Here is a 26,475-nt window from a genome sequence, read left to right as displayed (position 1 = left end):
GTCAGCGGTGGGCGAGTCGGCGGGCGAGGCGGTCGCCGGCGGACTGCAGCAGCTGGACCATGACGAGCAGCACGACGACGCAGGCGAGGGTCACCGCGGTGTCGAAGCGCTGGTAGCCGTAGCGGATGGCGAAGTCGCCGAGCCCGCCGCCGCCGATCGCGCCGGCCATCGCCGAGTAGGAGATGAGCGCGATGAGGGTGACGGTGCCGGCGGCGATCAGCCCGGGGCGTGCCTCGGGCAGCAGCACGGTCCGGACGATCTGCCGGGTGCCGGCCCCCATGGCGCGCGCCGCCTCCACCTTCCCGGGTGCGACCTCGCGCAACGAGGCCTCGACCAGGCGGGCGAAGAAAGGCACCGCGGCGATGGTCAGCGGCACGATCGTGGCGGTCGAGCCGATGGTGGTGCCGGTGAACAGCCGGGTCACCGGCGCGACGAGGACGAGCAGCACGATGAACGGCACCGAGCGGCCCACGTTGACCACGGCTCCCAGGACGTTGCTCACCAGCGGGCGGGGGGTTAGCCCGTCGGGCGCCGTGAGCAGCAGCAGCACGCCCAGCGGGATCCCGAGCAGCACGGCCAGCCCCATCGAGGCGGAGACCATGTAGGCGGTCTCGACGGTGGCCTGCCACAAGGCCGGTCCGATGCGGTCCCAGTCGATCATCAGGCCACCGCCTCCCGCAGCTCGGGCCGCCCGGCTAGGTGGTCGAGGGCGGCGCGGACTTCGGCGGGCGCGCCGTCGAGGCGCACCTGCAGCCGGCCGAAGCGCTGGTCGCCCAGGGTCTCCACGGACCCGGCGAGCACGGCGACCTGCACGTCATACCGGCGAATGAGCTCGGTGAGGACCACGTCGTGCTCCGCGCCACCAACGGTGATCTCCACGACCTGCTCGCCGACGGGGCGCTCTGGACGGGGAAGGAGGCGGGTGGCCAGCGGCGAGTCCGGCCGGCTCACGACATCGCCGAGGGCGCCGGCGTCGACGACCCGGCCGTCCTCGAGGAGGGTGACGTGGTCGCAGGCCCTCTTGACGACATCCATCTCGTGGGTGATGAGCACGGTCGTGAGGTCCAGCTCGTCGGTGAGCTCTCGCAGCAGGCGCAACACCGAGGTGGTGGAGACCGGGTCCAGCGCCGAGGTGGCCTCGTCGCAGAGCAGGACGTTGGGCCGCGGCGCGAGAGCCCGGGCGATGGCGACGCGCTGGCGCTGACCGCCCGAGAGCTGGGCGGGGTGGGCGTCCAGCTTGTCGGCCAGGCCGACCCGCTCGAGCAGCGCGGTCGCGCGGGACCGCCGCTCGGCGCGGCCGACGCCGGCCAGCGCGAGGGGGAGCTCGACATTAGCCAGCGCGGTCCGCGAGTCCAGGAGGTTGAACTGCTGGAAGATCATGCCGATCCCCCGGCGGGCCCGGTTGAGCTCGCCGGCGGACAGGCTGGTCAGTTCCAGCCCGTCCACGACGACCGTGCCGGTGGTGGGGCGCTCGAGCAGGTTGACGATGCGGGCCAGGGTGGACTTGCCGGAACCGGACGGGCCGACGATGCCCATGACCTGCCCCCGTTCGACGCGCAGGCTGACGTCGTCGAGGGCGGCGACGGCGACCTGTCGGCGCCGGGCCGGGAAAACCTTGCTGATGTGGGTGAGGGTGATCACGAGGTTCCTTGGCAGCAGGAGGGACGGGCCCGACCGCACGACGGTGCAGGGGAATGCCGCAGCGTGCTGTGCTGGGCGGGCCGGCCCGCGGGGTGGGCTGGGTGGAGGGTGACGCTCAGGCGACGGCGCTCAGGTGACGCATGGCCGCAGGACAATGGGTCCTGGCGGTGCCTGGCGTCGGGCGCATTCGTCGGCCGGTCATCTCGTCCTTCTCAGCTCGCGAGTGAGGTGCAGCGCCGCACCGGAGCGGTGGACGCTGGGTCAACGGTAGGCGGTGCGGACAGGCAAGACCAATCGGCACGCGAACGATATTCATCAGACCGCGCCAGTCAGTGGACCCTCACCGATGAACCTGCGTTGCGAGTGGCGAACGTGGGTGGTTTCTTCTGTTGAGGGCTCATGGCGCAGGCGCAACCTTCTGAGGCATGTGGTGACCTACATCACACCAAGAGATGGGCGAGCCGCCTGCCCCTAGCGCGCGTGGAAGCGCCGCTGGGTTGGCTCAAGCCCGAGGTGCACCAGGTCGTGCACCGCGTCGACCCCGTCCCCGACGAGAAGTTCGACCTCGACCTTGTCCCGCATCGGGAAGTCCGTGAGCACGTAGTCGGCGGCGTCCTGGCGCCCGGGAGGTCGACCGATCCCCAGCCGCACGCGCAGGTAGTCCCGGCTGCCTAGGGACTGGCTGATCGAGCGCAGGCCGTTGTGGCCGCCCTCGCCCCCACCCCGCTTGAGCCGCACGGCGCCGAAGTCGATGTCCAGCTCGTCGTGCACCACGATGACCTGCTCCAACGGCGTCTTGTAGAACTTCGCCAGCCCACTGACGGGACCCCCCGAGAGGTTCATGTAGGTCATCGGTCGGGCCAGCACGGCACGCGGGCCCGGCACCCCGCCCGGTGCGGTCCCCAGCCGCACCTCAGCCGCCCAGGCCCGGCTCGCCTTGTGCTCACGCAGGCTCGCACCGGCCTGGCGGGCGAGCTCGGCGACCACCATGGCACCGATGTTGTGCCGGTGGCCGGCGTACTTGGGCCCGGGGTTGCCGAGCCCGACCACGAGCCAGGGTGCGCTCATCGACTCCTCCTGAGGGTGGATGCGGGGCAAGATTGGTGCCGAGGCGACGGGGTGGGTGCCGCGGCGCCGGGGGGACGAGCAAGGCCGCGCCGTGCGGGTTGTCCCGCGCGGCGCGGCCACGTCAGTTGAGGCAGGTGCGGAGCACCCAGGTCACTCCTCGGTGGACTCAGCCTCCGCAGGCTCCTCGGCGGGAGCCTCGGGCTCGTCCTGCTCGATGCCGGCCTCGGCCTCGGCCTCAGCCAGCTCGGCCTCCAGCGCCGCCTCGGAGACCGCCTGGGTGATGTTGATGACCAGAGCCTCGGCGTCGATCGCCAGGCTGACGCCCTGGGGCAGCTCGAGCTGGCCGGCCGTGATCTGGGTGCCGGCCTCCAGGCCCTCCACGGAAACCGTGATGACCTCGGGGATGTTGGTCGCCTCCGCCTCGACGCTGAGCTCGGTCAGCTCGACGGACACGAAGGTCTCCATCGCGGCCTCACCCTCGACGTGGACGGTGACGTCGACCACGACCTTTTCACCCTTGCGGACGATGACCAGGTCGACGTGCTCGATGAAGCGGCGGACGGGGTCGCGCTGCACGTCCTTGGCCAGGGCCAGGTGCTCCTCGCCCTCGACGTCCAGGGTCAGCACGGCGTTGGTGTGACGCAGCGCGAGCATGGTGTCGTGACCGGGCAGGGACAGGTGGACCGGGTCGGTGCCGTGCCCGTAGAGGACGGCGGGGACCTTGTCGGCACGGCGGATGCGGCGGGCAGCACCCTTGCCGAACTCGGTGCGCTTCTCGGCGGAGATCTTCAGCTCATCAGACATGCGTCGGTGCCTCTTCTGGTATGCAGTCGGGTCAGGGTCGGGCCTCGACGCGGGACGCGGCACGCGATCGGTCATCGCGCGGTCATCACGGAGGCGACACGGACGGGCAGACCCGTCGGCATCCGCTTCGTCGATGACGGACGTCGTGGGACGACCCTCGCCGAGGCAACCCCCCGAGTCTAACGCCCGCCGCGGGGAGGGTGAAATCAGGCTCCGCTACGCCCGGTGCCTTGGATCGCCTGCTACGCCCGGCGCACCTGACCGCCTGCTACGCCCGGCGCCTTGGATCGCCTGCTACGCCCGGCGCCTTGGATCGCCTGCTACGCCCGGCCTTCGAACATCGAGGTGACCGACCCGTCCTCGAAGACCTCCTTGATCGCCCGGCTGATGAGCGGTGCGATCGAGAGCTGGGTGATCTTCTCCAGCTGCTCCGCCTCGGGGCTGAGGGGCAGGGTGTTGGTCACCACAACCTCCTGGGCCCCGGAGTCGCGGAGCCGCTCCACGGCCGGGCCGGAGAAGATGGGGTGGGTCGCGGCGATGACCACGCCCCTGGCCCCCTCCTCCATCAGGGCGTCGGCGGCGTGGCAGATGGTGCCGCCGGAGTCGATCATGTCGTCGACCAGGATGCACAGCCGGCCCTCGACCTCACCGACGACACGGTTGGCGACCGACTCGTTTGGCCGGGTGATGTCGCGGGTCTTGTGGATGAAGGCCAGTGGCGCCCCGGCGAGCTTGTTGCTCCACCACTCCGCCACCTTGATCCGGCCGGCGTCGGGCGAGACCACGGCCAAGGGCTGGTCGCCGTACTTCTCCTTGACGTAGCCGGTGAGGATCGGGGTCGCCATGAGGTGGTCGACTGGCCCGTCGAAGAAGCCTTGGATCTGCGCGGTGTGCAGGTCGACTGCCAGCAGGCGGTCGGCGCCGGCGGTCTTGTACATGTCCGCGATCAGCCGCGCCGAGATCGGCTCGCGCCCGCGGTGCTTCTTGTCCTGACGGGCATACCCGAAGAACGGCAGCACGACCGTGATCCGCTTGGCCGAACCACGTTTGAGCGCGTCGACCATGATCAGGTGCTCCATGATCCACTGGTTGACGGGAGCCACGTGACTCTGGATGACGAAGGCGTCGCAGCCGCGCACCGACTCATCGAAGCGGACGTAGGTCTCGCTGTTGGCGAAGTCGTAGGCCTGCGTCGGGACCAGCGAGATCCCCAGGTTCGCGGCTACCTCCTCCGACAGCGCCGGGTGCGCACGCCCGGAGAAGACCATCAGGTTCTTCTCGGTGGTCCGGTGGATGCCGGTCATCAGCTCTCCTGGGTCGGGGTGGAGGTGGTCTCGTCGAGGTGGCGGGCGCCCCGGGCCCGGGCTGCGTCGGCGGCGTCGGCGGTCCGGGTGCCGGCGCGGCGGCGGGCCACCCAGCCGTCAATGTTGCGCTGGCGGCCCCGGGCAACCGCGATCTGCCCCGGTTCGACGACGCCCTCGATGGTCGAGCCGGCGGCGACGTAGGCCCCGTCCCCGATGTCGACCGGGGCGATCAGCACGGAGTCGGAGCCGACGAAGCTGTGCCGCCCGACGTGGGTGTGATGCTTGGCCACGCCGTCGTAGTTGGCGAAGATCGTGCCGGCCCCGATGTTGGCGCCCTCCTCGATGGTGGCGTCGCCGCAGTAGGTCAGGTGGGGGACCTTGGCCCCGGCGCCGATCCGGGCGTTCTTGGTCTCCACGAAGCCGCCGATCTTGCCTGCCTCGTCTAGCACGGTGCCGGGCCGCAGGTAGGAGAAGGGACCGACGGTGGCGCGGGGGCCGATGACCGCATGCTCGGCCTGGGTCCGCACGACGCTGGCGCCGTCGCCGACCGAGGTGTCGGTCAGGGTGGTGTCCGGCCCGATCGCCGCGTCCTCACCGACCGTGGTGGCACCGAGGAGCTGGGTGTGGGGACGGATGACGGTGTCCTGACCGATGCTCACGTCGACGTCGATCCAGGTGGTGGCGGGGTCCACGACGATGACCCCGGACTTCATGTGGCGCTCGACGTTCCGGGCGTTGAGGATCCGGCCCAGCTCGGCCAGCTGCGCCTTGTCGTTGACGCCCTCGGTCTGCACCAGGTCCGGGCCGCGAAGCGGGTGGGCCAGCACCAACCGACCCTCGTCGCGGGCCAGCTTGACGACGTCGGTGAGGTACTTCTCGCCGGTCACCGGTGAGGGCTCGATGCGGCGGAGCGCGCTGCGCAGGACCTCTACGTCGAAGGCGTAGATGCCGGAGTTGTACTCGGTGATGTCCAGGACGTGGGCGAACTCGTTGCCCAGCCGGCGGTGCTCCTCGGCGTCCTTGCGCTCCATGATCTGCAGCAGGTTGCCGTCCGCGTCGCGGACGACCCGGCCGTAGTTGCCGGCGTCCTCGACGACCGCGGAGAGCAGCGTGACGGCGGCCCCGGCCTCCTCGTGGATCCGGGTGAGGTCGGCGAGGGTCTGCGCTTCCAGGAGCGGGACGTCGCCCATGGTGACCAGCACGGTGCCGGTGAGGTCGTCCGGGAGCGCCTCCAGCCCGCACTCGCAGGCGCGGCCGGTCCCGGGCTGCTCGTCCTGGTCGGCGATGGTCGCCGCGGGGTCGATCTGCGCGATGTGGTCGGCGACGCGCTCGCGCTCGTGGCGCACGACGACGGCGAGCTGGGCTGGTGAGAGGCAACGGGCGGCGTGCAGCGCGTGCCCGACCAGGGAACGCCCACCGATGGTGTGGAGCACCTTGGGGATCTTGCTCTTCATCCGCGTCCCCTGGCCGGCGGCGAGGATGATGACGGCTGCAGGATGGTGGGTCGGCACGGCTCCGACTCTACCTGCGCGGCCCCTTGGCATGATGGGGCGGTGAGCTCCTCGACACCCAAGGCCTCGGCACGCAGCCGGATGACCGGTCCGCAGCGCCGCCAGCAGCTGATCGAGGTGGGCCGGGGCCTGTTCGCCGAGAAGGGTTTCGAGGGCACCAGCGTGGAGGAGATCTCGCTCAGTGCGGGGGTCTCCAAGCCGGTGATCTACGAGCACTTCGGCGGCAAGGAGGGGTTGTATGCCGTCGTCGTCGACCGCGAGATCCAAGCGCTGCTGGGCCAGATCACCACCGCCCTTCAGGAACACGAGGGCAACGCCCGGGGTCTGCTGGAGGCGGCCGCGCTGGCACTGCTGGACTACATCGAGCACTCCACCGACGGCTTTCGCATCCTGGTGCGGGACAGCCCGCCGGGCCAGGCCACGGGCTCGTTCGCCAGCCTGATCAGCGATATCGCCAGCCAGGTCGAACACATCCTGGCGGCGGAGTTCAAACGCCGCCGCCTGGACCCCAAGACCGCCCCCCTCTACGCCCAGATGCTGGTCGGGATGGTGGCCATTCCCGGTGGATGGTGGTTGGACTCACGCCGGATGAAGAAAGACGACGTGGCCGCGCACCTGGTCAACCTGGCCTGGAACGGCCTGGCCGGGATGGAGGCCAAACCCACCCTGCGCACCAGGCGCAAGCACTGAGACCGCCAGACGTCCGGGTCCCGGTCCGGGGCCCGGTTAGGCTGGTGCGGTGCTCCGGCACGATCCCCGGTTGCTCTGCTGGCAGGGGCCGCCTGACTTTGAATCAGGATTAGCGACGAAGGTTCGATTCCTTCCCGGGGAGCCAGGCGCCTAGGGTGACCGTCATGGGTCACCAGGGCGACGAGGTCGACGAGGTCGTCGCGGCGTGGCGGCGCGAGCGTCCCAACCTGGACGTGACCCCGCTGGAGGTGCTTTCCCGGGTCTCCCGCCTGGCCCGGCACCTCGACCTGGCCCGCCGGCAGGCCTTCGCCGAGCGGGGGCTGGAGACGTGGGAGTTCGACGTCCTCTCCGCGCTCCGGCGCGCCGGCGAGCCCTACCGGCTGACGCCGACCGCCCTGGTGCGTCAGACCCTGGTGACCAGCGGCACCATGACCAACCGGATCGCCCGCCTGGTGGAGCGTGGGCTCGTGGACCGGTCCTCCTCGCCCACCGACGCCCGGTCAGTGCAGGTCCGCCTCACCGAGGCCGGGCGGGATGTGGTCGACGCGGCGATGGCCGAGCTGATCGCGGGGGAGCGCGAAATCCTCGCCAGCCTCGACCCCCAGGAGCAGGCACGCCTGGCCGGCCTGCTCAAGACCCTGCTTGAGCCCTTCGACGAGGCGTGACCTCCCGGAAGAAGACCCCTGGCACCAGGCGCACCAGGACGATCATCCCCAGCAGCTCCACCACCGACTGCAGCACGACCACCAGGGCGGCGGTCTCCCACCCGGCTGGCAGGGTTAGCGCGAACGGCAGCACGATGAAGCTGTTACGCGTGGCGAGGCTGAAGGCTAGCGTCCGGCCCTGGCCGACGGGCAACCGGGCCAGGCGCGCCAGCAGCACGGCCAGCGTCACCGCGCCGACCAGGTAGAGGCCCGCCAGCCCGGCCACCACGCGCAGCACCGCACCGGATCCGGCGATCTCGTCGGCATGGCTGACCCCCACCAGCAGGATCACCACCGCCAGCAGCGGCACCGGCGCCACCTCCAGCCGCTCCACCAGCCGCCGGCTCCGCGGGCGGTCACCGGCCCATCGCAGGGTCAGGGCCGCCAGCACCAGCGGCCCGAGCAGCACCAGTAGTGCCGGCCAGACCTGACCCGGGGTGAATACCCCGGTCACGGGGGTTCCACCCAGCAGCCACAGGTAGACCGGCAGCAGCAGCAGCTGCAGCAGGAGGGAGAAGGGGGTCAGCGCGGTGGCCCGCGCACCGTCGCCGCCGCCGAGCCGGGTGAAGGTGATGAACCAGTCGGTGCACGGCACCAGCAGGACCAGCAGCAGACCCAGGCGCAGCGCCGGGTCCGGCGGCGCCAGCTGCACCAGGCCCCAGACCAGAAGCGGCACCAGGACGAAGTTGCCCACCAGCGCCGTCCCTAGGAAGCGAATGTCGCGGAACGCCTTCGGCACCGAGGTCAGCGGCAGCTGGGTGAACGTCGCGTAGAGCAGCAGGGCCAGCGCCGGCCAGACCGAGGCCTGCGCGGCCGGGCCCAACCCCGGGGCCACCTGGCCCAGGAGCAGTCCCAGGACGAGGGCGGCCAGATAGAACCACACCTGGTGCCGCTCCAGGCGCTCGCGGGTCATCGCCCGTTCACTCCTGCGCGACCTCGGACACCTCGAGCCACTCGGTCTCCAGCGCCTCCTCCTGCGCGTGCATCTTTGCCAGTCGTGCCGTGAGCCGCGCGAGCTCGTCCGGGTCCGTCGCGGCAGAGGCCATCTGCTCGTGCACCGCGGCCTCCTGCTCGTGCAGCCGGTCCAGGGCTCGTTCCACCCGAGCAAGGGTCTTGCGTGCCTCGCGCACCTGCGCCGCCGACGGTCCGGAGGGCGGAAGTGCGCCCTGTGCAGGCCTACCGGCCGGGCGACCAGCCGGCCCGCCTGCGCCGTCGCGACGCATCACCCGCCTCAGCTCGAGGTACTGCTCGACCCCGCCGGGCAGGTCGCGCAGCGTCCGGTCCCCGAGGAGGGCCACCTGGCGGTCGGTCATCCGTTCCATCAGGTAGCGGTCGTGCGAGACCACGATGAGCGTCCCGGCCCAGCCGTCGAGAACGTCCTCCATCGCGGTGAGGGTCTCGATGTCGAGGTCGTTGGTGGGCTCGTCCAGCAGCAGCACGTTCGGCTCGTCCATGAGCAGGCGGACGAACTGCAGCCGCCGCCGCTCCCCGCCGGACAGGTCGCCGACCCGTGACTGCTGTCGGCCACCGGAAAACCCTAGCCGCCGCGCCAAGGAGGCCGCAGACACCTCCTTGCCGTCGATGAGGGTGTAGGAGCGCACCTCGGTGATCGCGTCGATCACGGTCCACCCGGCTACCCGGTCCAGCTCACGCAGTTCCTGGGTCAGACAGGCCATCTGCACGGTCTTGCCGGTCTTGAGCTTGCCCGCCGCCAGCGGGTGCTGACCCTGCAGCACCCGCAGCAGGGTGGACTTGCCGGCCCCGTTGACACCGACCACCCCGTAACGGTCGCCGGGTCCGATCCGCCAGGTGACGTCCTCCAGGAGCACCCGGTCACCGACGGTCACCGTCGCCCCGAGCAGGTCCAGCACGTCCTTGCCCAGCCGCGTGGTGGCGAAGCGCATCAGCTCGGCGGTGTCCCGCGGCGGCGGCTCGCCTTCGATCAGGGCGGTGGCGGCCTCGATCCGGAACCTGGGCTTGCTGGTCCGTGCCGGCGCCCCCCGGCGCAGCCAGGCCAGCTCCTTGCGCGCCAGGTTCGTCCGCCGCTCCTCGGTGACCCGTGCCACGCGCTGCCGCTCGACGCGGGCGAGCACGTAGGCGGCATACCCGCCCTCGTAGGCATGCACCTCGCCGTCGGCGACCTCCCAGGTCCGGGTGGAGACCGCGTCGAGGAACCACCGGTCGTGCGTCACGACCAGCAGCGCGCTGCCGGTTCGTGGGCGCTGCCCGGACAGGTATCCGGCCAGCCAGGCGACCCCCTCGACGTCGAGGTGGTTGGTCGGCTCGTCGAGGATGAGCAGGTCGGGGTCGGCGATGAGCAGGGCTGCCAGGGCCAGCCGGCGGCGTTCGCCGCCGGACATCGGCCCCACCAGGGCCTCCCAGCCGCCGACGGCCTCGGCGTCGGTGCCTCCGAGGAGTCCCTCCAGGACCGTGCGCACCCGTGGGTCGCCGGCCCACTCGTGCTCAGCCAGGTCACCAAGCACCTCCTCCCGCACGGAGGCCTCCGGGTCGAGCCGGTCGGTCTGGCTCAGCATCCCGATCGTGACATGCCCCGTGCGGATGACCCGCCCGGCGTCCAGGGGACGGGAGCCTTGAATCACCGACAGGAGCGAGGTCTTGCCGCCGCCGTTGCGGCCGACGACACCGATCCGGTCACCGTCGGACACGCCGATCGAGACGTCGTCGAGCAGCACCTGGGTGCCGGCGAGCAGCCGGGCCCTGTCTAGCGCGACGAGCGCCGCGGGGACCGCGACCGCCATCAACCCTGCCCCACGCGGTGCACCAGCTGGGTGCCGGGCACGGGCCCCATCGCCCGGAGGATCTCACCGGTCGGGCCGTTCGCGGCCAGCCCCACGGACAGGTCGATCGCCTGAGCCTGGGAGCCGACCAGAAAGGCGACGGTCGGGCCCGAGCCGGAGACCACGCCACCGCGGGCGCCCAGTTCCTGGCCCGCCTCCAGCACCTCGGCCAGGATCGGGTGCAGCGAGACCGCCGCCTCCTGCAGGTCGTTGTGCAAGGTCGCGGCGACCGCGTCTGTGTCCATCCTGCGCAGGGCCGTCAGCAGGTCTCCAGGGGGTTCGGGAGCACCCACCTCCGTGCCGCGCTCCTCCCGCAGCCGGTCCAGCTCGACATACACCGCCGGGGTGGACAGGGTCAGCCCCTCCCCCGCCCACAGCACCCAGTGCAGCTCGCCCCGGGCCAGCACCGGCGTGATCTGCTCCCCGCGCCCGGAGCCGATCGCGGTGCCCCCGTGCAACAGGAAGGGGACGTCGGAGCCCAGGCTGGCCGCCATCGTCTCGAGCAACTCGTTCTCGATGTGGTCCAGCGTCCACAGCTCGCGGCAGGCCACGAGGGCGGCGGCGGCGTCGGCACTGCCGCCCGCCATGCCGCCGGCGACCGGGATCTGCTTGTCGATGTCGATGCGCACCGGAGGCACCGTGGCCCGACGCTGCCGCCGCGCCGCCAGGGTGCGCGCGGCGACCATGGCCAGGTTGCTCCCGTCGGTCGGGACCCGGTCGGCGAAGGGCCCGGTGACGTGCACGGACCAGTCGTCGGCCGGTTGCACCGTGACGTGGTCGAAGAGGCTGACTGCGTGGAAGACGGTGGACAGCTCGTGGTAGCCGTCCTCCCGCAGCGGCCCGACGAACAGGCCCAGGTTGATCTTCCCCGGCACCCTGACCGTGACCGCGTCCGTCGTCATGACCTCACCCTATGGGCCGCGATCCGGGCGAAGTCCTCGACCCCGATCACCTCACCGCGGGCTTGCGGGTCGACTTCGGCGGCCCGCAACGCCTGCTCGGCAGCGGCGGGCGACCCAGCCCACCCGGACAGGGCCGCCCGCAGGGTCTTGCGCCGCTGGGCGAAGGCCGCGTCGATGACGGCGAAGACCTCCTGGCGGGAGGCCGATGTCGCCGGTGGCTCGCGGCGGACCATGCGCACCAGGCCGGAGTCGACGTTGGGCGAGGGCCAGAAGACGTTGCGACCGATCCGCCCGGCCCCGGTCACCTCGGCATACCAGTTGGCCTTGACGCTGGGCACGCCGTAGACCTTGCTGCCGGGGCCGGCCGCGAGCCGCTCGGCAACCTCAAGCTGGACCATGACCAGCACCGTATGCAGCGTGGGCACGGTCGCCAGCAGGTGCAGCACGACGGGCACGGCGACGTTGTAGGGCAGGTTGGCCACCAGCGCGGTCGGCTGGGGTTCGGGCAGTTCGGTGACCCGCAGCGCGTCAGTCTGCAGCACCGTGAGCCGGTCAGCCAGGTGGGGGGCCCGGGTGATGACCGTCTGGGGCAGCTGGCCCGCCAGGACGGGGTCGATCTCGACGGCGGTGACGTGCTTGACCTGAGGCAGCAGGGCCAGGGTGAGCGAGCCCAGCCCAGGACCGACCTCGAGGACCACGTCCTCCTCGCCGACCTCGGCCGCCCGCACGATCCGCCGCACGGTGCCCTTGTCGATGACGAAGTTCTGCCCCCACGACTTGGTCGGTCGGACTCCCAGCCGGGTGGCCAGGTCGCGGATCTCGGCAGGGCCGAGGAGGTGCTCGTCGGTGCTCACCGGTGCATTATCCGTGCCTGCCCGGTCCACTCCCCGGTCAGGGCTTGAGCACCACCTTGAGGCAGCCGTCCTGCTTCTTCTGGAAGGTCTCGTACATGGCAGGGGCATCTTCCAGCGGCACCCGGTGGGTAGCCAGCGACTCCAGGCCGAGCACGTCCTCGTCCTGGCTGACCAGCTCAAGCAGCTCGGGGGTCCACTGCTTGACGTGGCACTGTCCCATCCGCAGCGACATACCCTTGTCGAACATGTCGAGCAGCGGCATCGGGTCGACCGCGCCGCCGTAGACGCCGCTCAGCGAGACCGTCCCGGCCCGGCGGACCGACTCGATGCTGGCGTGGAGCGCCGCCAGCCGGTCGATGCCCAGGTGCTCGATCATCGGCTTGGAGACCAGGCCGGGCAGTTTGCCGACCGCGTTGATCATCTTCTCGCTCACCGGGTTGCCGTGGGCTTCCATCCCGACGGCGTCGAGGACGCCGTCGGCGCCGCGGCCGTCGGTGAGGTCACGCACGGCTGTGCCCACGTCGGCGGCGTCGTCCAGACCATCGCGCAGGTCGATGACCTCCGCACCCCACTGCTCCGCCAGCGCCAGTCGCTCGGGGACCAGGTCGACGCCGATGACCCGAAGACCCAGATGGCGGGCGCTGCGTACGGCCAGCTGACCCACCGGGCCCAGACCCAGGACGGCCAGCGTCCCACCCTCGGGCACCTCGGCCCACTTCACGCCCTGCCAGGCGGTTGGCAGGATGTCGGAGAGGTAGAGATAACGCTCGTCGGCGCCGCGCTCGGGCAGCTTTACCGGCCCGAACTGCGCCTGGGGCACCCTGACCAGCTCGGCCTGGCCCCCTGGGACCTGGCCGTAGAGCTCGGTGTAGCCGAACAGCGACGCGCCCTTGCCCTGCTCACGGTTCTGCGTCGTCTCGCACTGGGCGAAGAACCCGCGCGAGCACATCCAGCACGTCCCGCAGCAGATCGTGAAGGGCACGACAACGCGGTCACCCACCTGCAGGTCGCCGGTCTGCCCGCCCACCTCCTCCACGATCCCCATGAACTCGTGACCCAAGACGTCACCCTTGTCCAGGTAGGCCCCCAGGACCTTGTAGAGGTGCAGGTCCGACCCGCAGATGGCGGTCGAGGTGACCCGCACGATCGCGTCGGTCGGCTCCTGGATCACCGGGTCCGGGACGGTCTCCACCCGGACGTCCTCCACGCCTTGCCACGTCAGTGCTCGCATGCCACCGACGCTACGGGCCACCCTCGGGGGACGCACTCTCAAGAGGCACCACCGTCCGGACGGTCCTACCGTGGCGGGTATGCCGCCCACCGATCCGTCCACCACCCCCGTGATCTCCCCGGTCGACCCGATCCCGGCCGCCCCCCGGCCCGTCGCCCTGGTCATGGGCGCCTCCCGCGGTCTGGGCCTGCTCATCGCTCGCGAGCTGGTGGAGCGGGAGCACCGGGTGGTCATCTGCTCGCGCACGCTCGCCGACCTTCAAACTGCCCGGAATCAATTGCTCGCGCGGCGTCCCGACGCCCAAGTCGACGTCCGCGCCTGCGACGTGAGCGACCGCGCTGCCGTCCAGGAACTCGTCCAAGAGGTGGAGTCGGGCGTCGGTCCGATCGAGGTGCTGATCACGGTCGCCGGCGTCATCCAGGTCGGCCCGGCGGAGTCGATGACCTTCGACCACTTCGACGCCTCGCTCGGGACCATGCTGCACGGCCCGGTCAACGTGACCCTGCCCGTGGTGCGGCGGATGCGCGAGCGCGGTCACGGCCGGATCGGCACCATCACCTCGATCGGCGGCGAGGTCACGCCGCCGCACCTGTGGCCCTATGCGGTGGCCAAGTCCGGCGCGGTCGCCTTCAGCGAGGGGCTTTCGGCCGAGCTGTCCGGCACGGGCGTGACCGCCACGACGGTGGTCCCCGGGCTGATGCGCACGGGCTCCCACGAGCGGGCGCACTTCACCGGCCAGGCGGCCAAGGAGTTCGCATGGTTCGGACCGGCCGCCTCCATCCCTGGACTCACCATGTCCGCCGACCGGGCGGCGCGCAAGATCGTGGACGCGGTGCTGGCCGGGGAGACCCGGTGTGAGCTCACGCCGCTGACGGTGGTCGCCACCCGGTTCCGCGGGCTGCTGCCCGGGGTGACGACCAAGATGATGGGGCTGACCACTCGCCTGCTGCCCTCTGCCTCCGGCCCGGGCGAGACGATCGAAGGGCGGGACGCTCAGCGGCGCCTCGGCTCCTCGGTGGTTAACGCGCTCACCACCCTCGGTCGCCGGGCCGCCGAGCGCAACAACGAACGCCGCCCGACCACTCAGGCCCAGGAGCCGTAGACCGCCTCGCTGTTGGCGGACAGCGCCTGGCACAGCTGGGGGACGCTGGTGTTCAACGTCTCGGCCATCGCCCGGACGGTGTGCGGGATGAGGTAGGGGGCGTTGGCACGGCCCCGGTGCGGGGTCGGGGTCAGGTAGGGCGCGTCGGTCTCCACCAGGAGGTGCTCCGGCGGCGTCACCGACAGCGCGTCGCGCAGGGCCTTGGCCGACTTGAACGTGACCGTGCCCGCGAAGGAAAGGTAGTACCCGCGGCGCACGCACTCGCGCGCCATCTCCATGTCCCCGGAGAAGCAGTGCAGCACCGTCCGCTCCGGTGCCCCCTCCTCGGCCAGGATCCGCAGGATGTCCTCGTGCGCCTCCCGGTCATGGACCTGCAGGGCCAGGCCGAGCTCCTTGGCCAGCGCGATGTGCCGCCGGAAGGAGTGGTGCTGGGCGTCGACACCCTCCGGGCCGGTGCGGTAGTAGTCCAGCCCGGTCTCCCCGATCACCCGCACGCGGGGGTGCCGGGCCAGGGCGGCGATCTCGTCAATCGCCTCCTCCAGGTCGCCAGCGGTCTGGTGCCCGGGCGCCTCGTTGGGGTGGATGGCGACCCCACCGAGCAGCGCCGGGTGCTCGTCGAGGACAGAGACTGTCCACCGGGCCGAGTCCAGGTCGCACCCGATCTGGACCAGCCGATCCACCCCGACAGTCGCCGCCTCGGCCACCACCTGGGCCAGACCGGTCACCGGGGCGTCGTCGCGTCGGATGTCCAGGTGGCAGTGATTGTCCACCACCGCGATCGGCAGCGGGTCCGGTGCCGGGGGGCGCCCGGTGAGCCGGTCGCGGGACGTCATACCCCCGCCTCGTCGACCAGCCCGAGCCGCGCCCGCTCCTCCTCCACCACCGAGGCGTCCAGCTTGGTGAAGATCGGTGACGGCTTGGCCACCGACGCCCCCACGGGGACCGGTCGGTGCTCCCAGCGGGGGGCCGCGGAGTACTCGCCGGTGATGACCGGGTAGCCGGGTCTGGACGGGTCGTCGAGGTCATCGACCTGTTCCAGCACCGGCATCGGCTGGAAGACGCCCTCCCCTCCCAGCGCCTGGTGCACCGCCGTGGAGCTGTGCGGCAAGTAGGGCGACAGGATCGTGTTGAGGTCGAGGACGGCCTGGGCAAGCACGTGCAGCACGGTGCCCAGGCGCTCGCGCTGATGGTCCGCCTTGAGCTTGAACGGCTCGGTGGCGGAGACGTAGGCGTTGGCCTCGCCCACCAGGCGCATCGCCTCGGCCAACCCGGCCTTCTGCTTGTGCGTGGCGATGAGCCGGCCGACGGTGGTGAAGCCCTCGGCGATTTGGTCGAGGAGCGCGCGGTCGACCTCCTCCAGCTGCCCCGCAGCCGGGAGCTCGCCGAAGTTCTTGGCGATCATCGACGCGGTGCGGTTGACCAGGTTGCCCCAGCCAGCGACCAGCTCGGTGTTGGTGCGCTTGACGAACTCGGGCCAGGAGAAGTCAGAGTCCGCGGTCTCCGGGGCCGCTGCCGAGAGGAAGTAGCGCAGGGCGTCGGGCTGGTAGCGCTCCAGGACGTCGCGGACGTAGATGACGATCGAGCGCGAGGTGGAGAAGGCGCGGCCCTCCATGGTGAGGAACTCACTGGAGACCACCTCGGTGGGAAGGTTGAGCTCGCCGTAGGGACCGACCTGCCCGCCCTTGCTGCCCCGGCCGTTGTGGGCGAGCATCTCGGCCGGCCAGATCTGGGAGTGGAAGGTGATGTTGTCCTTGCCCATGAAGTAGTAGGCCAGGGCCTCCGGCCGGTTCCACCACTCGCGCCAGCGCTCGGGGTCGCCGACCCGGCGTGCCCACTCCACCGACGCCGAGAGGTAGCCGATCACGGCGTCGAACCATACGTAGAGCTTCTTGGTGCCGTCCTGCTCCCAGCCCGGCAGGGGGACGGTGATGCCCCAGTCGATGTCCCGGGTCATCGCCCGGGGCCGGATCTCCTCCAGGATGTTCTGGGAGAACTTGATGACGTTGGGCCGCCACAGCCCGCTGGCCTCGCGTCCGTCCAGCCATTCCCCAAGGGCCTCGGCGAGCGCGGGCAGGTCGAGGAAGAAGTGCTGGGTGTCCTTGAACTGCGGCGTCTCCCCGTTGATCTTGGAGCGCGGGTTCACCAGGTCGATCGGGTCCAGCTGGTTGCCGCAGTCGTCACACTGGTCGCCGCGCGCCTCGGTGTATCCGCAGATCGGGCAGGTGCCCTCGATGTAGCGGTCGGGCAGGGTCCGCCCGGTCGAGGGGCTGATCGCGACCTGCTGGGACTGCTCGAGCATGTACCCGTTGGCGTGGCAGGCGAGGAACATCTGCTGCACGACCTGGTGGTGGTTGACGGTGGTCGTGCGGGTGTAGAGGTCGTAGGAGACACCCAGCGCGACCAGGTCCTCGGCGATGAGGCGGTGGTTGACGTCGATGAACTCCTGCGGGCTCATCCCGGCCTTGTCGGCCTGCACCAGGATCGGGGTCCCATGCTCGTCCGAGCCGGAGACCATGAGCACGTCGTGCCCGGCCATCCGCATGTACCTGCTGAAGACGTCGGAGGGGACACCGAAGCCGGCGACGTGACCGATGTGGCGCGGGCCGTTGGCGTAGGGCCAAGCGACGGCAGACAGGACATGGCTCATGGGTCACCATCCTAGGTGGGCCGGGGTGCTCTCTCAGTTGCGCGCAGCGAGCCGGTGCAGGACGGGGAGGTCGTCCGGATCCAACCGGGCGGCTACCTGGCGCATCCTGTCGTGGCGCTCGGCCGGTGCGTGGTTGCCCAGGAAGTGGGTGAACCAGCGTGCCCACTCCTCGTAGGAGAGCGCAGAGTGCACTACCAGCTCCCGGTCCGGGTGCCGGCGCAGCAGGCTCTCCCGCCAGACCTTGACCGTCGCCGCGAAGTAGTCGAACTGCTCCGGGCAGTACTGCTCCAGCGGCGCCACCCGCAACCCGGCCTGGGCGACGGCCGTGGCCACGACGGACTCGTCATTGGGGTAGGGATCCGGCGACGGCTCGGCCTGACTGATCCGCAGCCGCAGCTGGTAGGCCGCGTCCACGGCGGCCTCGTTCGACCGCGAGAGGGGGAACAGGGACCGGTAGACCGGGCCGCCCGTCAACTCGGCCAGCGCGGGGCGCCAGAGCCAGCCTTCGGGGGCGAGCCCGAAGCGGGGGATGAGCAGGTCCTCCTCGTGGACGCTGAGCCCTTCGACCCAGTCCCGCACCGAGGGCAGTGCGAAGTGGACGTCCGGCTCGGTCACCCAGTAGTGGCGCAGGTCCGGCTCTTGGAGGGCCCAGAGGTACAGGCCGTAGTCACCCAGCCGCCATCCGGGCCGCTCGACGTCCCGGTGGCGCAGCCCGATGCCGTCGAGCACGTCCGGGTCGATGCTCACCACCTGCCACCCCTTGGGCCAGACCCGTCGACCCTGGAAGTCGTCGGACAGGATCCACACCCGGTCGGCCCCGAACTCCGCGACGAGCCGGTGGCGCAACTCGATCACGGAAGAGGTCAGCTCATGGGCCCGGATGCCGAAGCCGTCGTCGACCATGTGGCCCAAGGTATGGCCTGATCACGGCCCGGTCAGGGTGAACCGCCGTCACGGTCAGGAACCGGCGGGGACCGCGACCACCGAGACCTCACCCGCCGGCCCGGTGATCGTCACCACGTCCTGACCGGAGACGGGCGGCGGTTCAGGGTCCCGGTCACCGTGGGAGTAGGAGAAGTGGACCTTGTGATGATCCGACCAGGGCCACCAGTGCTGTCGCCACATGATGATCCCCCCGCCCCCGCTTCCCCCAGGCGGCCCATCGCTGTCGGAGACCGTAAGGAAGACCGTCCCGTCCGCCTCGAGCAGCTGCGGCCAGCCGTAGGCGTCTACGGCGACCTCATACGCCTCACCCAGGAGCAGGATGCGGGCACCTGGACCGACAGTCGTCACGGGGTCGTCGATGCCCTCGCCGTCGTCGCCCTTGTTGTGCCAGGTGTGTCCGTCCGCCGACCACTGGAAGGTGGAGGGCGAAAGGCTGGCCGGGTCGAGCGGATTCTCCTCCCCGGCGTGGGAGAAGGTGCTGTACGCCGCGTCACCCACCCGCACCGTCTCCGCACGTCCGCCGACCAGGCGGACGGCGTCCTCCTCGTCGAGCCAGACCGGACGGACGTGCGTCGCCTCGTCCGGCGCACGCACGATGGTCACCGAGTAGACGTCACCGCCCCGCCACCACGCCTCCTCGCCTCCCGTCAAGCCGAAGCTGTCTGCCTCCATGACGTTCAACGACCCGTGATGCACGACCCCGGTGACGTCGAGGCCGCTCAGCGAGAACGCGACGGCCTCCGCCCGTCCGTCAGTCAGCTCGACCGTCTCAGCCACCGTCCCGCTGGCGGTCCAGACGTCGTGGTCGGAGAAGAAGAGGAGATCCTCGGGCAGGTAGCCAGCGTCGGAGACGAGGTACCACAGATCATCGTCCCCCTGGGCACGGCCAATCTCGTACCCGCGGTACGAGTTGGGCCACGGCTGGACCTGATGCTGGTCACCCTCGGGATCGGCCCACACCGCCACGGTGGCCCGGCCGCCGACGAAGAGGTCGACGCCTCCGGCCATCGTCCGTCCCTCGACCGTCTCCTCGACGCCCTCCACCGTGAACGTCGCCGACGCCGAACCGTCCGGCCCCTTCGTGACGGTCAGCGGTGAGACGTTTCCGCCGCGCGTCACCCCGTCCAGCACGGTCAGCCTGGTCGGCTCGTCCACCTCCCACGAGACGCTCGCCGGTGAGATCTGCTGCGTGCCGAGAAGGTCGCTGCCCAGCCCCGGGCCCAGCCATACAGCACCCGCGAGGGCGAGGGCACCGATCGCCATACCGGTCCCCCCTGCACGGCGACGCCGGGCGATCTGCCGGCCGCGGCCGATCACCGCGTCGCGGTCGAGGTGCAGGGGCGGGCTGTCGGCGGCGGCCCGGTCGAGCAGGGCCAGCACGTCGCGGTCGGTCTCAGACACGGGTCTGCTCCCCTTCGCTCAGCTGGGCGCGCAGTCCGCGCAGCCCGTGCATCGTGTAGCTCTTGACGCTACCCACGCCGATCCCGAGCGTCTCGGCGGTCTGCTTCTCGGACAGGTCGAGGTAGTGCCGCAGCACCACGCACTCCCGCTCGCGCGGGGCCAGCGTCCGCAGGGCGCGCACGAGGTCGACGGTCCGGGGGTCGTGCATGCGACCGACCTCTGGTGTCTCCTCGGTGAGGACCTCCCGGCGGTGCTTGCGCCAGCGGTCGGTGTGCAGGTTGGCCAGGACCCGGCGGGCAAAGGCCATCGGGTTGCCGGTGCGCACCGTGCCCCACCGGGCGTAGGTGCGGGCCAGCGCCTCCTGGGCCAGGTCCTCCGCGGCCTGCTGCTGCCCGGTCAGCAACCACGCGACCGAGAGCAACCGAGGAGAGGCGGCGTCGAAGAACGCCGCGAACTCCTCCTCTCGCGACTGCCGCATACCGCCTCCTCGCGGGCTCTCGGAGGACCCCCGCAGGACCCTCTCGATCATCTAACGTGCGAGGGGTCGAAAAGGTGGGGAAGACCGCGCGTATGTCGAGCACGCCGGGGCGCGCCGACCTCGAGTGGTCGGGTGAGTGATCCGGGCTAGCCTGACGCTCGTGCTCGACCACGTCACCGCCGTCCGCTACGTCACCCCGCTGCGCGAGGGCGGCTCCATGCCAGGCGTGGTCGAGGGCGCCGACCAGGGCACCTACGTGGTGAAGTTCCGGGGGGCCGGGCAGGGGCTGAAGGTGCTCGTCGCCGAGGTCATCGTCGGCGAGCTGGCCCGTCGACTGGGTCTGCCAGTCCCCCGTCTCGTCACCATCGACCTGCCGCCGGCGATGGCGCGCTACGAGGCTGACGCGGAGGTCCAGGATCTGCTCAACGCCTCCCCCGGCACCAACCTCGGCGTCGACCTGCTCCCCGGCGCGTTGGGGTATGACGGCTCCCGCCCGCCGGACACGGCGCTGGCCTCGCGCATCTTCTGGCTGGACGCCTTCACCGCCAACATCGACCGCACGTGGTCCAACCCCAACCTGCTGACCTGGCACCGACGGACCTGGCTCATCGACCACGGCGCGGCCCTCTACTTCCACCACTCCTGGCCGAGCAAGGCACCCAGCGCCGAGCGCTTCGCCCAGCAGCCCTTCCGCGTAGGAGCCGACGACCACGTGCTCGGTGCGCTGGCGACCGACCTTCTCGGCGCCCACGGCGAGCTCGCGCCGCTGGTCACCGAAGAGCTCGTGGGTGACGTGCTCGACCAGGTGCCCGAGGACTGGCTGGAGACCACGGACCATCTGCCCGATCCACCGGCGGTACGCACGGCATACCGGCAGCATCTCCTCGCGCGGGTGCGGACCCCACACGTCTGGCTGCCCGGGAGTGCGGCATGACCTACGACTACCAGTACGTCGTGCTGCGGCTCGTCCCGCGCGTGGAGCGTGAGGAGTTCATCAACGTCGGGGTGGTGCTCTACAGCCAGGAGGCCGACTTCCTGCAGGGCGCGGTCGCGCTGGACCACGCCCGGGCGCTGGCGCTCGACCCCGAGCTGGACCTGGAGTCGGTGCGGGCGTCGTTGGACCAGGTATGCCGTGTCGCCGCCGGGGAACACTCCCCCAGTACCCCACGGCTGGACCGGCTCGGGCCGCGGTTCGGGTGGCTCAGCGCCCCGCGCAGCACCATCGTGCAACCGGGGCCGGTGCACGGCGGGACCAGCGAGGACCCGGCCGGCACGCTGGAGCACCTGGTGCGGGTGCTGGTGCGCCGCTGAGTCAGCCGCGCGCTGGGGGCCTCAGGTCCGCCACGCCGTCGCCATCCAGGTCCAGCCCGACGGCGTCGGCGGGGGACAGCGCGGCGCCGAGGTCGACGACTGCGCTCACTACCTCCAGGCCCTCGAGGGGACCGATGCCCGTCTGGGAGGAGACCAGCCGGGCCCCGGGGGCCAGCACCAGCTCCCCCGCAGAGCCCTCCGGCAGGACGGCGGCGACGTAGAGACGGCCAGGGCCCGTCGCGTCGCCGAACTCGCTGAGCGTGGCGCCGACCAGCCCCGGACGCACGGCCACACTGGTCGAGGTTGAACCCCAGGAGTCGTCACCCAGGGGGTACATGAGCCACGGGTCCCCCGCAGCCGACCCACCGGCCGTCACCACCAGATCACCCTCGATCACCATCGACCCGGAGCGGTCGCTGTCCAACAGGGTCCAGGTCAGGTCGACACCGTGCTCGACCGCCGACGCCGGCCGGACGGCCAACTGTGTGCCCTCCGTCAGCATCCCCGGGGCTGTCTCTACGACGAGGACAGGACCGTCCTCGGTCTCCACCATCCGGTTGTCGCCGAGCACCCAGGGCGCCGGGTCGAGGCTGTCCCCCTTGCGCAGAAGGGGCAGCACCCTGTCGTCGGCGCCCAGGCCCGGAGGCATCACCAGCAGGTCCTCGCCGCGAGAGTCCGACGCGGCGTACAACCGGGCCTCCCCCAGCGAGGCGAGGCCCACGTCCTGCAGCGCCTCACCGTCGACGAACGGCACGACCCGGCCCTCGATCTCCTGCCAGTCGACACCGTCGGCCGTAGCCAGGAGGGGCTCCCACCCGTCCCAGCGCACGACGGAGTCGTCGTCCTCGTCGGCGACGACCCCGACGCCGGTGACAGTCATGCCCTCGGCCTCGTCGACGGTCAGCACCGTTGTGACGCCTCCGTCGGCCGTCGGCACCTGCGCCACGTCGGCCGGCTCCACCCAGCGGCTCACCCCCTGAGCGGTGACCTCGAGCCGGGTGTCGGTGAGCACGGACGGTCCCGCGTCCCAGCCCACCACCACGGTGACGAGGCTGCCACCGACGGCCTCCGTGGCTCGGTCTGCGGCGAGGTCTTCGGCTGACCAGGTGAGGACGTCCGGGGAGTCGTCCGACATCTCGCCGAGCGCGATCCCGCCGTCCCCCCGGGAGTCGGGTGTGATGCTCAGCTGCGTGCCGTCGGCCAGTTCCACCGTGAACAGATCCTGGGTGTAGTCGTTCAGCACGTGCTGGTGCCGGCCGATGCGGAAGACCACGTCGGGCACGTCATCACCCCGCACCCCGCCGAGCACGATGGGTCGGCCAGCCAGCACGGTGCTGTCGGTTTCCCCCTGCTGGACGTCCACGAGCTCGGCGCCCTGGGGCAGGAGCGCGACGGAGATCATCCGGTCCGCCTCCTGCCAGGTGCCGCCGGAATGCTGCGCAGGCTGAGCACCCAGCGGGGCGAGCATCGGGTCCTCGCCGTGCACGGCATACCCCCACACGCCCCGCTCGGCATCCGCCCAGGTGAGCGCGGACGTCCCGCCCGCGTGCAGCTCGGCGGTTACCACCTCGGCACCCGAGAGGGTCACCACCTCATGCGCGCCGACGAGGTAGACGTCGAGCACCTCCTGCGGCCGGACCATGCCGGTGACGTCGGCGGGCCACACGGAGTAGCCGTAGCGCCCCCCGCCCATCGCGGTGCCGGAGCGGCTGCTCGGGCCGCCGGGGTCGACCGGGCCGACCAGGGGAACCGCGGTTTCTACCCCCTCCGGCTCAGCCCAGACCGCGGCGGTCATCCGCTCACCCACGAAGACCTCCAGCCCCGGCTGTGGGGACCGGGCCGGGATCCGCTCGACGACCTGGCCGTGGTCGGACAGCTCCAGCACGACCGGACCATCAACGTCCGGACGGGTGAGCCGACCGTCGAAGCGGTGCGCCACCTGATCGCTGTCGATCGAGTGGTAGTTCTTGAACAGATTGGCGTCGACGGTCTCCCCCTGCTCCCAGACGGTGGTCGCCGGCTGGATCGGGACGTCCCCGGAGAGGAGACCCCCGCCACCGGCCAGCCCGCCCCACAACGCCGCGACCAGCGCAGCCGCGCCAAGGCCACCGCCCGCACCGAGCAGGCGCCGACGACGGACCCGCCCTTTGGCAGCCGTCAGGAGGTGCTGGCCGTCCAGGTGCATGGGCGGCGCGTGGTGGACCGCCCGGTCGAGCAGCTGGGTCAGCTGGGGTTCAGACATGACGCTCCCCTACGGTCGTGTCGGCCAGCAACGGGCGAAGGCTCGTGAGTCCCTTGGACGTGTAGCTCTTCACGCTGCCCACGCTGATACCGAGCGTCGCGGCGGTGTCCTTCTCGGACAGGTCGATGTAGTGCCGCAGCACCACGCACTCTCGCTCCCGTGGCGAGAGCCGCTGTAACGCGCGCACCAGATCCGTGGTCATCGGGTCGGAGGTGTATGCCGTCTCCGGCACCTCGTCGCGGAGCACCTCCCGCCGCCGGCTGCGCCAGTTGTCGGTGTGCAGGTTGCTCAGGATCCTGCGGGCGTAGGCCAGTGGCTGGCCCTCGCGAAGTCGGCGCCACCGGACGTAGACGCGGACGAGGGTCTCCTGGACGAGCTCCTCGGCAGCGTGCCCGTTGCCCGTCAGCAGCCAGGCATAGGCCAGCAGCGTCGCTCTGGACGCGTCGATGAACTCGACGTAGGCCACGTCGTCACTGCTGCGCACCCGTCGCTCCTCATCGGTCGTCCGGCCTATCCTCCACCCGGTAACGGCGCAGGGTCGGCAAAGGTTGGGGAGGTTGTCGCGGACGAATCCGCTGGCCACCCGTCAGCGGAAGAGGGACGGCATACCCCGTGGTTGACTGAGGAAGACCGCCCTCCGCCGGAGGGCCGCCGAGAAGAAAGGCGAGGCGTCCTATGCTCGCTGCCCTGACCGGAGCCGGCCTGTCGGCCGCGGCCGGCCTCAACGCCTACATCCCGTTCCTTCTGGTCGCGCTCATCGCGCGCTTCACCGAGGTCCTGGATCTGCCGGTGCAGTATGCCTGGATCGAATCCTGGTGGGCGATTGGCATCGCCGCGGTGCTGCTGCTCTCAGAGGTCGTCCTGGACAAGATCGCGCTCGTCGACCACCTCAACGACGCGGTGGGCACCTTTATCCGGCCGGCGACGGGTGGCCTGATCTTTGCGGCCACGACGGCGGCAGGTGGCCTGGAGCGCGGCTCGTCCTTCATGCAGGACAACCCGTGGATCGGGGTGCTGCTCGGGATACTGACCGCAGGTGTGGTGCACACCGGCAAGGCCGTTGCCAGGCCGGTCGTGAATGCCTCGACGGGTGGGTTGGGCACCCCGGTCGTGTCGGCCGCCGAGGACGGGGCTGCGGTGACCATGTCGCTGGTGGCGATCTTCTTGCCGGTCCTGGTGGTCTTCCTCTTCCTCATGCTGCTCTGGGGCGGGTTCATGCTGTGGCGGCGTGGAAGGGCCGCACGACAGAAGCGGGACCAGCTGATGGCCGAGGCTGGCTACGAGTAGGGGGTTGGCCGGGCTGGCCCCGACAGCCTCTGGGCCTCCTACCTCAGCGGAGGCGTGCAGCCTCTGGGTCGTGCCGGGAGCGGTGCTGCAGCAGCGCCGCGGTCATGCCGCAGGCGGTGGCAAGCACGAGCATCCCCAGACCCAGGATGAGGATGCCCTCGACGACGGTGCGGCCGATGCCGGTGACCCCCCAGCTGGCCGTGAACCACGTCCACGTCCCCCAGCCCGCTCCTAGCACGGTGACGATGGCCGCGATGCCGCCGAGCCCGCGCCCTCGACGACGGTGCACGAGCCAGCCGACGATGACGCCCACCGCCCCGCTCAACGCTGCGGCCAGCGCCGCCACCCCCGCTCCTCCCAGGGTGTGGTCCGAGCCGACCTCCGGCAGGTAGCGCGCCACGACTATCCCGGCGACGACGGCCGTCACGGCACCGCCGACCAGGCCGCCAAGCAGGGCGGACCAGTTGAACCTCATACCGTGCGGCCTCCTCGCCACGTCCGCGCCGACCAGGGCGTCGGCGCTGGGGGTGAGTGTGCCGTACGGGGCGTGATGGCACAACACGCGCCCCCGTCGGAGCGGGTGTCCGTGGCCTGCGCCGCCCCGGCCGGGAGTGCGGTACATCAATGTCGCGATAGCGACACCGAGCTACCGCAGACCCACGGGGTCCTCCCGCTCGCGATGCAGCTGGGGACCTAGCGCGCCGCCACAGCTGCGTCGTAGAGCGCTTTGGCGGACAGCCCGGTCTTCGCGGCCAGGTCTCGGGTCACGTCCTTGAGCCGCTCCCCAGCCGCGGTGCGCGCGAGCACCTGCGCCACGACCTCGGCAAGGTCCACCTCGCCGCCCGCAGTCGCTGACCGTCCGGCCACGACGACGGTGATCTCACCCTTGACCCCCGGCTCGGCCCAGGCCGCCAGATCGGCCAGACCTCCCCGGCGGACCTCCTCGTAGGTCTTGGTCAACTCGCGGCAGACAGCCGCCGGGCGCCCGTCGCCGAAGACCCCGGCCATCGCCGACAGGGTGGTGGCGAGCCGGTGCGGCGCCTCGAAAAAGACCATCGTCCGGGGCTCCTCGGCCAGGGCGGACAGCATGCGCTCGCGCTCACCGGCCTTGCGTGGCAAAAAACCTTCGAAGCAGAACCGGTCGACCGGCAGCCCGCTGACCGCCAAAGACATCAGCACCGCCGAGGGCCCAGGCACGCAGGTCACCCGGAGATCCTGCTCGACGCAGGCCCGCACGAGTCGGTAGCCGGGGTCGGAGACCGACGGCATCCCGGCATCGGTCACGACCACCACCCGTGCGCCCTGGGCGATCCGGGCGACCAGCTCCTCGGTCCGGGACGCCTCGTTGTGCTCGTGGTAACTGACGATCTCGCCGCCGACCGACACCCCGAGCCGCTCGACCAGTCGACGCAGCCGCCGGGTGTCCTCGGCTGCGACGACGTCCGCCGAGCCCAGCTCGAGGACCAGTCGCGGACTGGCGTCCCGCGCGTCACCGATGGGGGTGGCCGCGAGAACCAGGGCACCCTGCGACGGCTCGCCGGGCGTCATCGCGCGC

At 71.1% G+C, this 26,475-nt stretch carries 26 protein-coding genes and 1 tRNA gene; 7 read left to right on the top strand and 20 right to left on the bottom strand.

What is annotated here, in order from left to right; all coding sequences use genetic code 11:
• Window position 1: 1 nt before the first annotated feature.
• The 6 genes from FY030_RS02480 to glmU all read right to left on the bottom strand — a co-directional run bounded on the left by FY030_RS02480 (window position 2) and on the right by glmU (window position 6,328).
• A complete protein-coding gene (locus FY030_RS02480; RefSeq protein WP_158060135.1) occupies window positions 2–661 on the bottom strand; it encodes a methionine ABC transporter permease in 660 nt (219 codons plus the stop codon).
• Window positions 661–1,641 carry a methionine ABC transporter ATP-binding protein gene (locus FY030_RS02475; protein ID WP_158060134.1) on the bottom strand — a complete coding sequence of 327 codons (981 nt, stop codon included), beginning with the start codon at window positions 1,639–1,641 and terminating at the stop codon, window positions 661–663. Before FY030_RS02475 ends, FY030_RS02480 begins: the two co-directional genes overlap by 1 nt.
• 471 nt (window positions 1,642–2,112) lie before the next feature.
• Complete coding sequence (gene pth / locus FY030_RS02470) at window positions 2,113–2,709, bottom strand: aminoacyl-tRNA hydrolase (RefSeq protein WP_158060133.1); 597 nt, start codon at window positions 2,707–2,709, stop codon at window positions 2,113–2,115.
• A gap of 150 nt (window positions 2,710–2,859) precedes the next feature.
• Entirely contained in the window at window positions 2,860–3,513 is a 654-nt protein-coding gene (locus FY030_RS02465) for a 50S ribosomal protein L25/general stress protein Ctc (protein WP_158060132.1), read from the bottom strand.
• Window positions 3,514–3,833: 320 nt separating this feature from the next.
• Window positions 3,834–4,817: a ribose-phosphate diphosphokinase gene (locus FY030_RS02460; RefSeq protein WP_158060131.1), complete on the bottom strand. Its 984-nt coding sequence runs from the start codon at window positions 4,815–4,817 to the stop codon at window positions 3,834–3,836.
• Window positions 4,817–6,328 carry a bifunctional UDP-N-acetylglucosamine diphosphorylase/glucosamine-1-phosphate N-acetyltransferase GlmU gene (gene glmU / locus FY030_RS02455; protein WP_272950534.1) on the bottom strand — a complete coding sequence of 504 codons (1,512 nt, stop codon included), beginning with the start codon at window positions 6,326–6,328 and terminating at the stop codon, window positions 4,817–4,819. Before glmU ends, FY030_RS02460 begins: the two co-directional genes overlap by 1 nt.
• A gap of 81 nt (window positions 6,329–6,409) precedes the next feature.
• Here glmU and FY030_RS02450 point away from each other — a divergent pair, with 81 nt between their 5' ends.
• The 3 genes from FY030_RS02450 (at window position 6,410) to FY030_RS02440 (ending at window position 7,683) form a co-directional block, all read left to right on the top strand.
• A complete protein-coding gene (locus FY030_RS02450) occupies window positions 6,410–7,018 on the top strand; it encodes a TetR/AcrR family transcriptional regulator (protein WP_158062588.1) in 609 nt (202 codons plus the stop codon).
• 63 nt (window positions 7,019–7,081) lie between these two features.
• A tRNA-Gln gene (locus tag FY030_RS02445) sits at window positions 7,082–7,163 on the top strand.
• A gap of 19 nt (window positions 7,164–7,182) precedes the next feature.
• Complete coding sequence (locus FY030_RS02440) at window positions 7,183–7,683, top strand: MarR family winged helix-turn-helix transcriptional regulator (RefSeq protein ID WP_158060129.1); 501 nt, start codon at window positions 7,183–7,185, stop codon at window positions 7,681–7,683.
• Here the strand turns inward: FY030_RS02440 and FY030_RS02435 are convergent.
• From FY030_RS02435 to FY030_RS02415, 5 genes are read right to left on the bottom strand one after another with little or no spacing between them, the layout of a single operon-like run.
• Window positions 7,649–8,635 (bottom strand): arsenic resistance protein, encoded by a 987-nt coding sequence (locus FY030_RS02435; RefSeq protein ID WP_158060128.1) that lies wholly within the window; start codon window positions 8,633–8,635, stop codon window positions 7,649–7,651. The genes FY030_RS02440 and FY030_RS02435 overlap by 35 nt on opposite strands.
• 7 nt (window positions 8,636–8,642) lie before the next feature.
• Complete coding sequence (locus FY030_RS02430) at window positions 8,643–10,481, bottom strand: ABC-F family ATP-binding cassette domain-containing protein (protein ID WP_158060127.1); 1,839 nt, start codon at window positions 10,479–10,481, stop codon at window positions 8,643–8,645.
• Entirely contained in the window at window positions 10,481–11,422 is a 942-nt protein-coding gene (locus tag FY030_RS02425; RefSeq protein WP_158060126.1) for a 4-(cytidine 5'-diphospho)-2-C-methyl-D-erythritol kinase, read from the bottom strand. Before FY030_RS02425 ends, FY030_RS02430 begins: the two co-directional genes overlap by 1 nt.
• A complete protein-coding gene (gene rsmA / locus FY030_RS02420; RefSeq protein WP_238348515.1) occupies window positions 11,419–12,276 on the bottom strand; it encodes a 16S rRNA (adenine(1518)-N(6)/adenine(1519)-N(6))-dimethyltransferase RsmA in 858 nt (285 codons plus the stop codon). The genes FY030_RS02425 and rsmA overlap by 4 nt, the downstream gene beginning before the upstream one ends.
• Before the next feature lie 37 nt (window positions 12,277–12,313).
• Entirely contained in the window at window positions 12,314–13,507 is a 1,194-nt protein-coding gene (locus tag FY030_RS02415) for a zinc-dependent alcohol dehydrogenase (RefSeq protein WP_158060124.1), read from the bottom strand.
• A gap of 79 nt (window positions 13,508–13,586) precedes the next feature.
• Between FY030_RS02415 and FY030_RS02410 the strand changes: the two genes are divergently transcribed.
• Window positions 13,587–14,609: an SDR family NAD(P)-dependent oxidoreductase gene (locus FY030_RS02410; protein ID WP_158060123.1), complete on the top strand. Its 1,023-nt coding sequence runs from the start codon at window positions 13,587–13,589 to the stop codon at window positions 14,607–14,609.
• Here FY030_RS02410 and FY030_RS02405 read toward each other — a convergent pair.
• The 5 genes from FY030_RS02405 to FY030_RS02385 are packed head-to-tail and all read right to left on the bottom strand — an operon-like array spanning window position 14,591 to window position 20,080.
• Entirely contained in the window at window positions 14,591–15,442 is an 852-nt protein-coding gene (locus FY030_RS02405) for a TatD family hydrolase (protein ID WP_158060122.1), read from the bottom strand. The two genes, FY030_RS02410 and FY030_RS02405, sit on opposite strands and share 19 nt — an antisense overlap.
• A complete protein-coding gene (gene metG / locus FY030_RS02400) occupies window positions 15,439–17,256 on the bottom strand; it encodes a methionine--tRNA ligase (protein WP_158060121.1) in 1,818 nt (605 codons plus the stop codon). Before metG ends, FY030_RS02405 begins: the two co-directional genes overlap by 4 nt.
• A gap of 33 nt (window positions 17,257–17,289) precedes the next feature.
• Entirely contained in the window at window positions 17,290–18,159 is an 870-nt protein-coding gene (locus FY030_RS02395) for a hypothetical protein (RefSeq protein ID WP_158060120.1), read from the bottom strand.
• A gap of 54 nt (window positions 18,160–18,213) precedes the next feature.
• Entirely contained in the window at window positions 18,214–19,602 is a 1,389-nt protein-coding gene (locus FY030_RS02390) for a hypothetical protein (protein WP_158060119.1), read from the bottom strand.
• Window positions 19,595–20,080, bottom strand: a complete 486-nt coding sequence (locus FY030_RS02385) for a SigE family RNA polymerase sigma factor (RefSeq protein ID WP_158060118.1) — start codon at window positions 20,078–20,080, stop codon at window positions 19,595–19,597. The genes FY030_RS02390 and FY030_RS02385 overlap by 8 nt, the downstream gene beginning before the upstream one ends.
• 160 nt (window positions 20,081–20,240) lie before the next feature.
• On the opposite strand from FY030_RS02385, the gene FY030_RS02380 reads away from it, so the two are divergent.
• Window positions 20,241–21,014, top strand: coding sequence for a HipA family kinase (locus FY030_RS02380; RefSeq protein ID WP_158060117.1), 774 nt, complete (start codon window positions 20,241–20,243; stop codon window positions 21,012–21,014).
• On the top strand, window positions 21,011–21,391 hold the full coding sequence (locus tag FY030_RS02375; RefSeq protein WP_158060116.1) for a DUF3037 domain-containing protein: 381 nt from the start codon (window positions 21,011–21,013) through the stop codon (window positions 21,389–21,391). Before FY030_RS02380 ends, FY030_RS02375 begins: the two co-directional genes overlap by 4 nt.
• 1 nt (window position 21,392) lies before the next feature.
• Here the strand turns inward: FY030_RS02375 and FY030_RS02370 are convergent, their stop codons facing one another.
• Both FY030_RS02370 and FY030_RS02365 read right to left on the bottom strand, forming a co-directional pair.
• A complete protein-coding gene (locus tag FY030_RS02370) occupies window positions 21,393–23,633 on the bottom strand; it encodes a hypothetical protein (RefSeq protein WP_158060115.1) in 2,241 nt (746 codons plus the stop codon).
• Complete coding sequence (locus tag FY030_RS02365; RefSeq protein WP_192498683.1) at window positions 23,626–24,117, bottom strand: SigE family RNA polymerase sigma factor; 492 nt, start codon at window positions 24,115–24,117, stop codon at window positions 23,626–23,628. The genes FY030_RS02370 and FY030_RS02365 overlap by 8 nt, the downstream gene beginning before the upstream one ends.
• 191 nt (window positions 24,118–24,308) lie before the next feature.
• Between FY030_RS02365 and FY030_RS02360 the strand changes: the two genes are divergently transcribed.
• Window positions 24,309–24,920: a DUF4126 domain-containing protein gene (locus FY030_RS02360; RefSeq protein ID WP_158060113.1), complete on the top strand. Its 612-nt coding sequence runs from the start codon at window positions 24,309–24,311 to the stop codon at window positions 24,918–24,920.
• Between the two features lie 43 nt (window positions 24,921–24,963).
• On the opposite strand, the gene FY030_RS02355 is transcribed toward FY030_RS02360, so the two are convergent.
• Window positions 24,964–25,395 (bottom strand): hypothetical protein, encoded by a 432-nt coding sequence (locus FY030_RS02355; RefSeq protein WP_158060112.1) that lies wholly within the window; start codon window positions 25,393–25,395, stop codon window positions 24,964–24,966.
• Window positions 25,396–25,613: 218 nt separating this feature from the next.
• Window positions 25,614–26,468 (bottom strand): 16S rRNA (cytidine(1402)-2'-O)-methyltransferase, encoded by an 855-nt coding sequence (rsmI, locus tag FY030_RS02350; protein ID WP_158060111.1) that lies wholly within the window; start codon window positions 26,466–26,468, stop codon window positions 25,614–25,616.
• Window positions 26,469–26,475 lie beyond the last annotated feature (7 nt).

Source organism: Ornithinimicrobium pratense, from assembly GCF_008843165.1.
Lineage (GTDB): Bacteria > Actinomycetota > Actinomycetes > Actinomycetales > Dermatophilaceae > Ornithinicoccus > Ornithinicoccus pratensis.
This window is presented reverse-complemented; position numbering and strand designations above follow the sequence as displayed.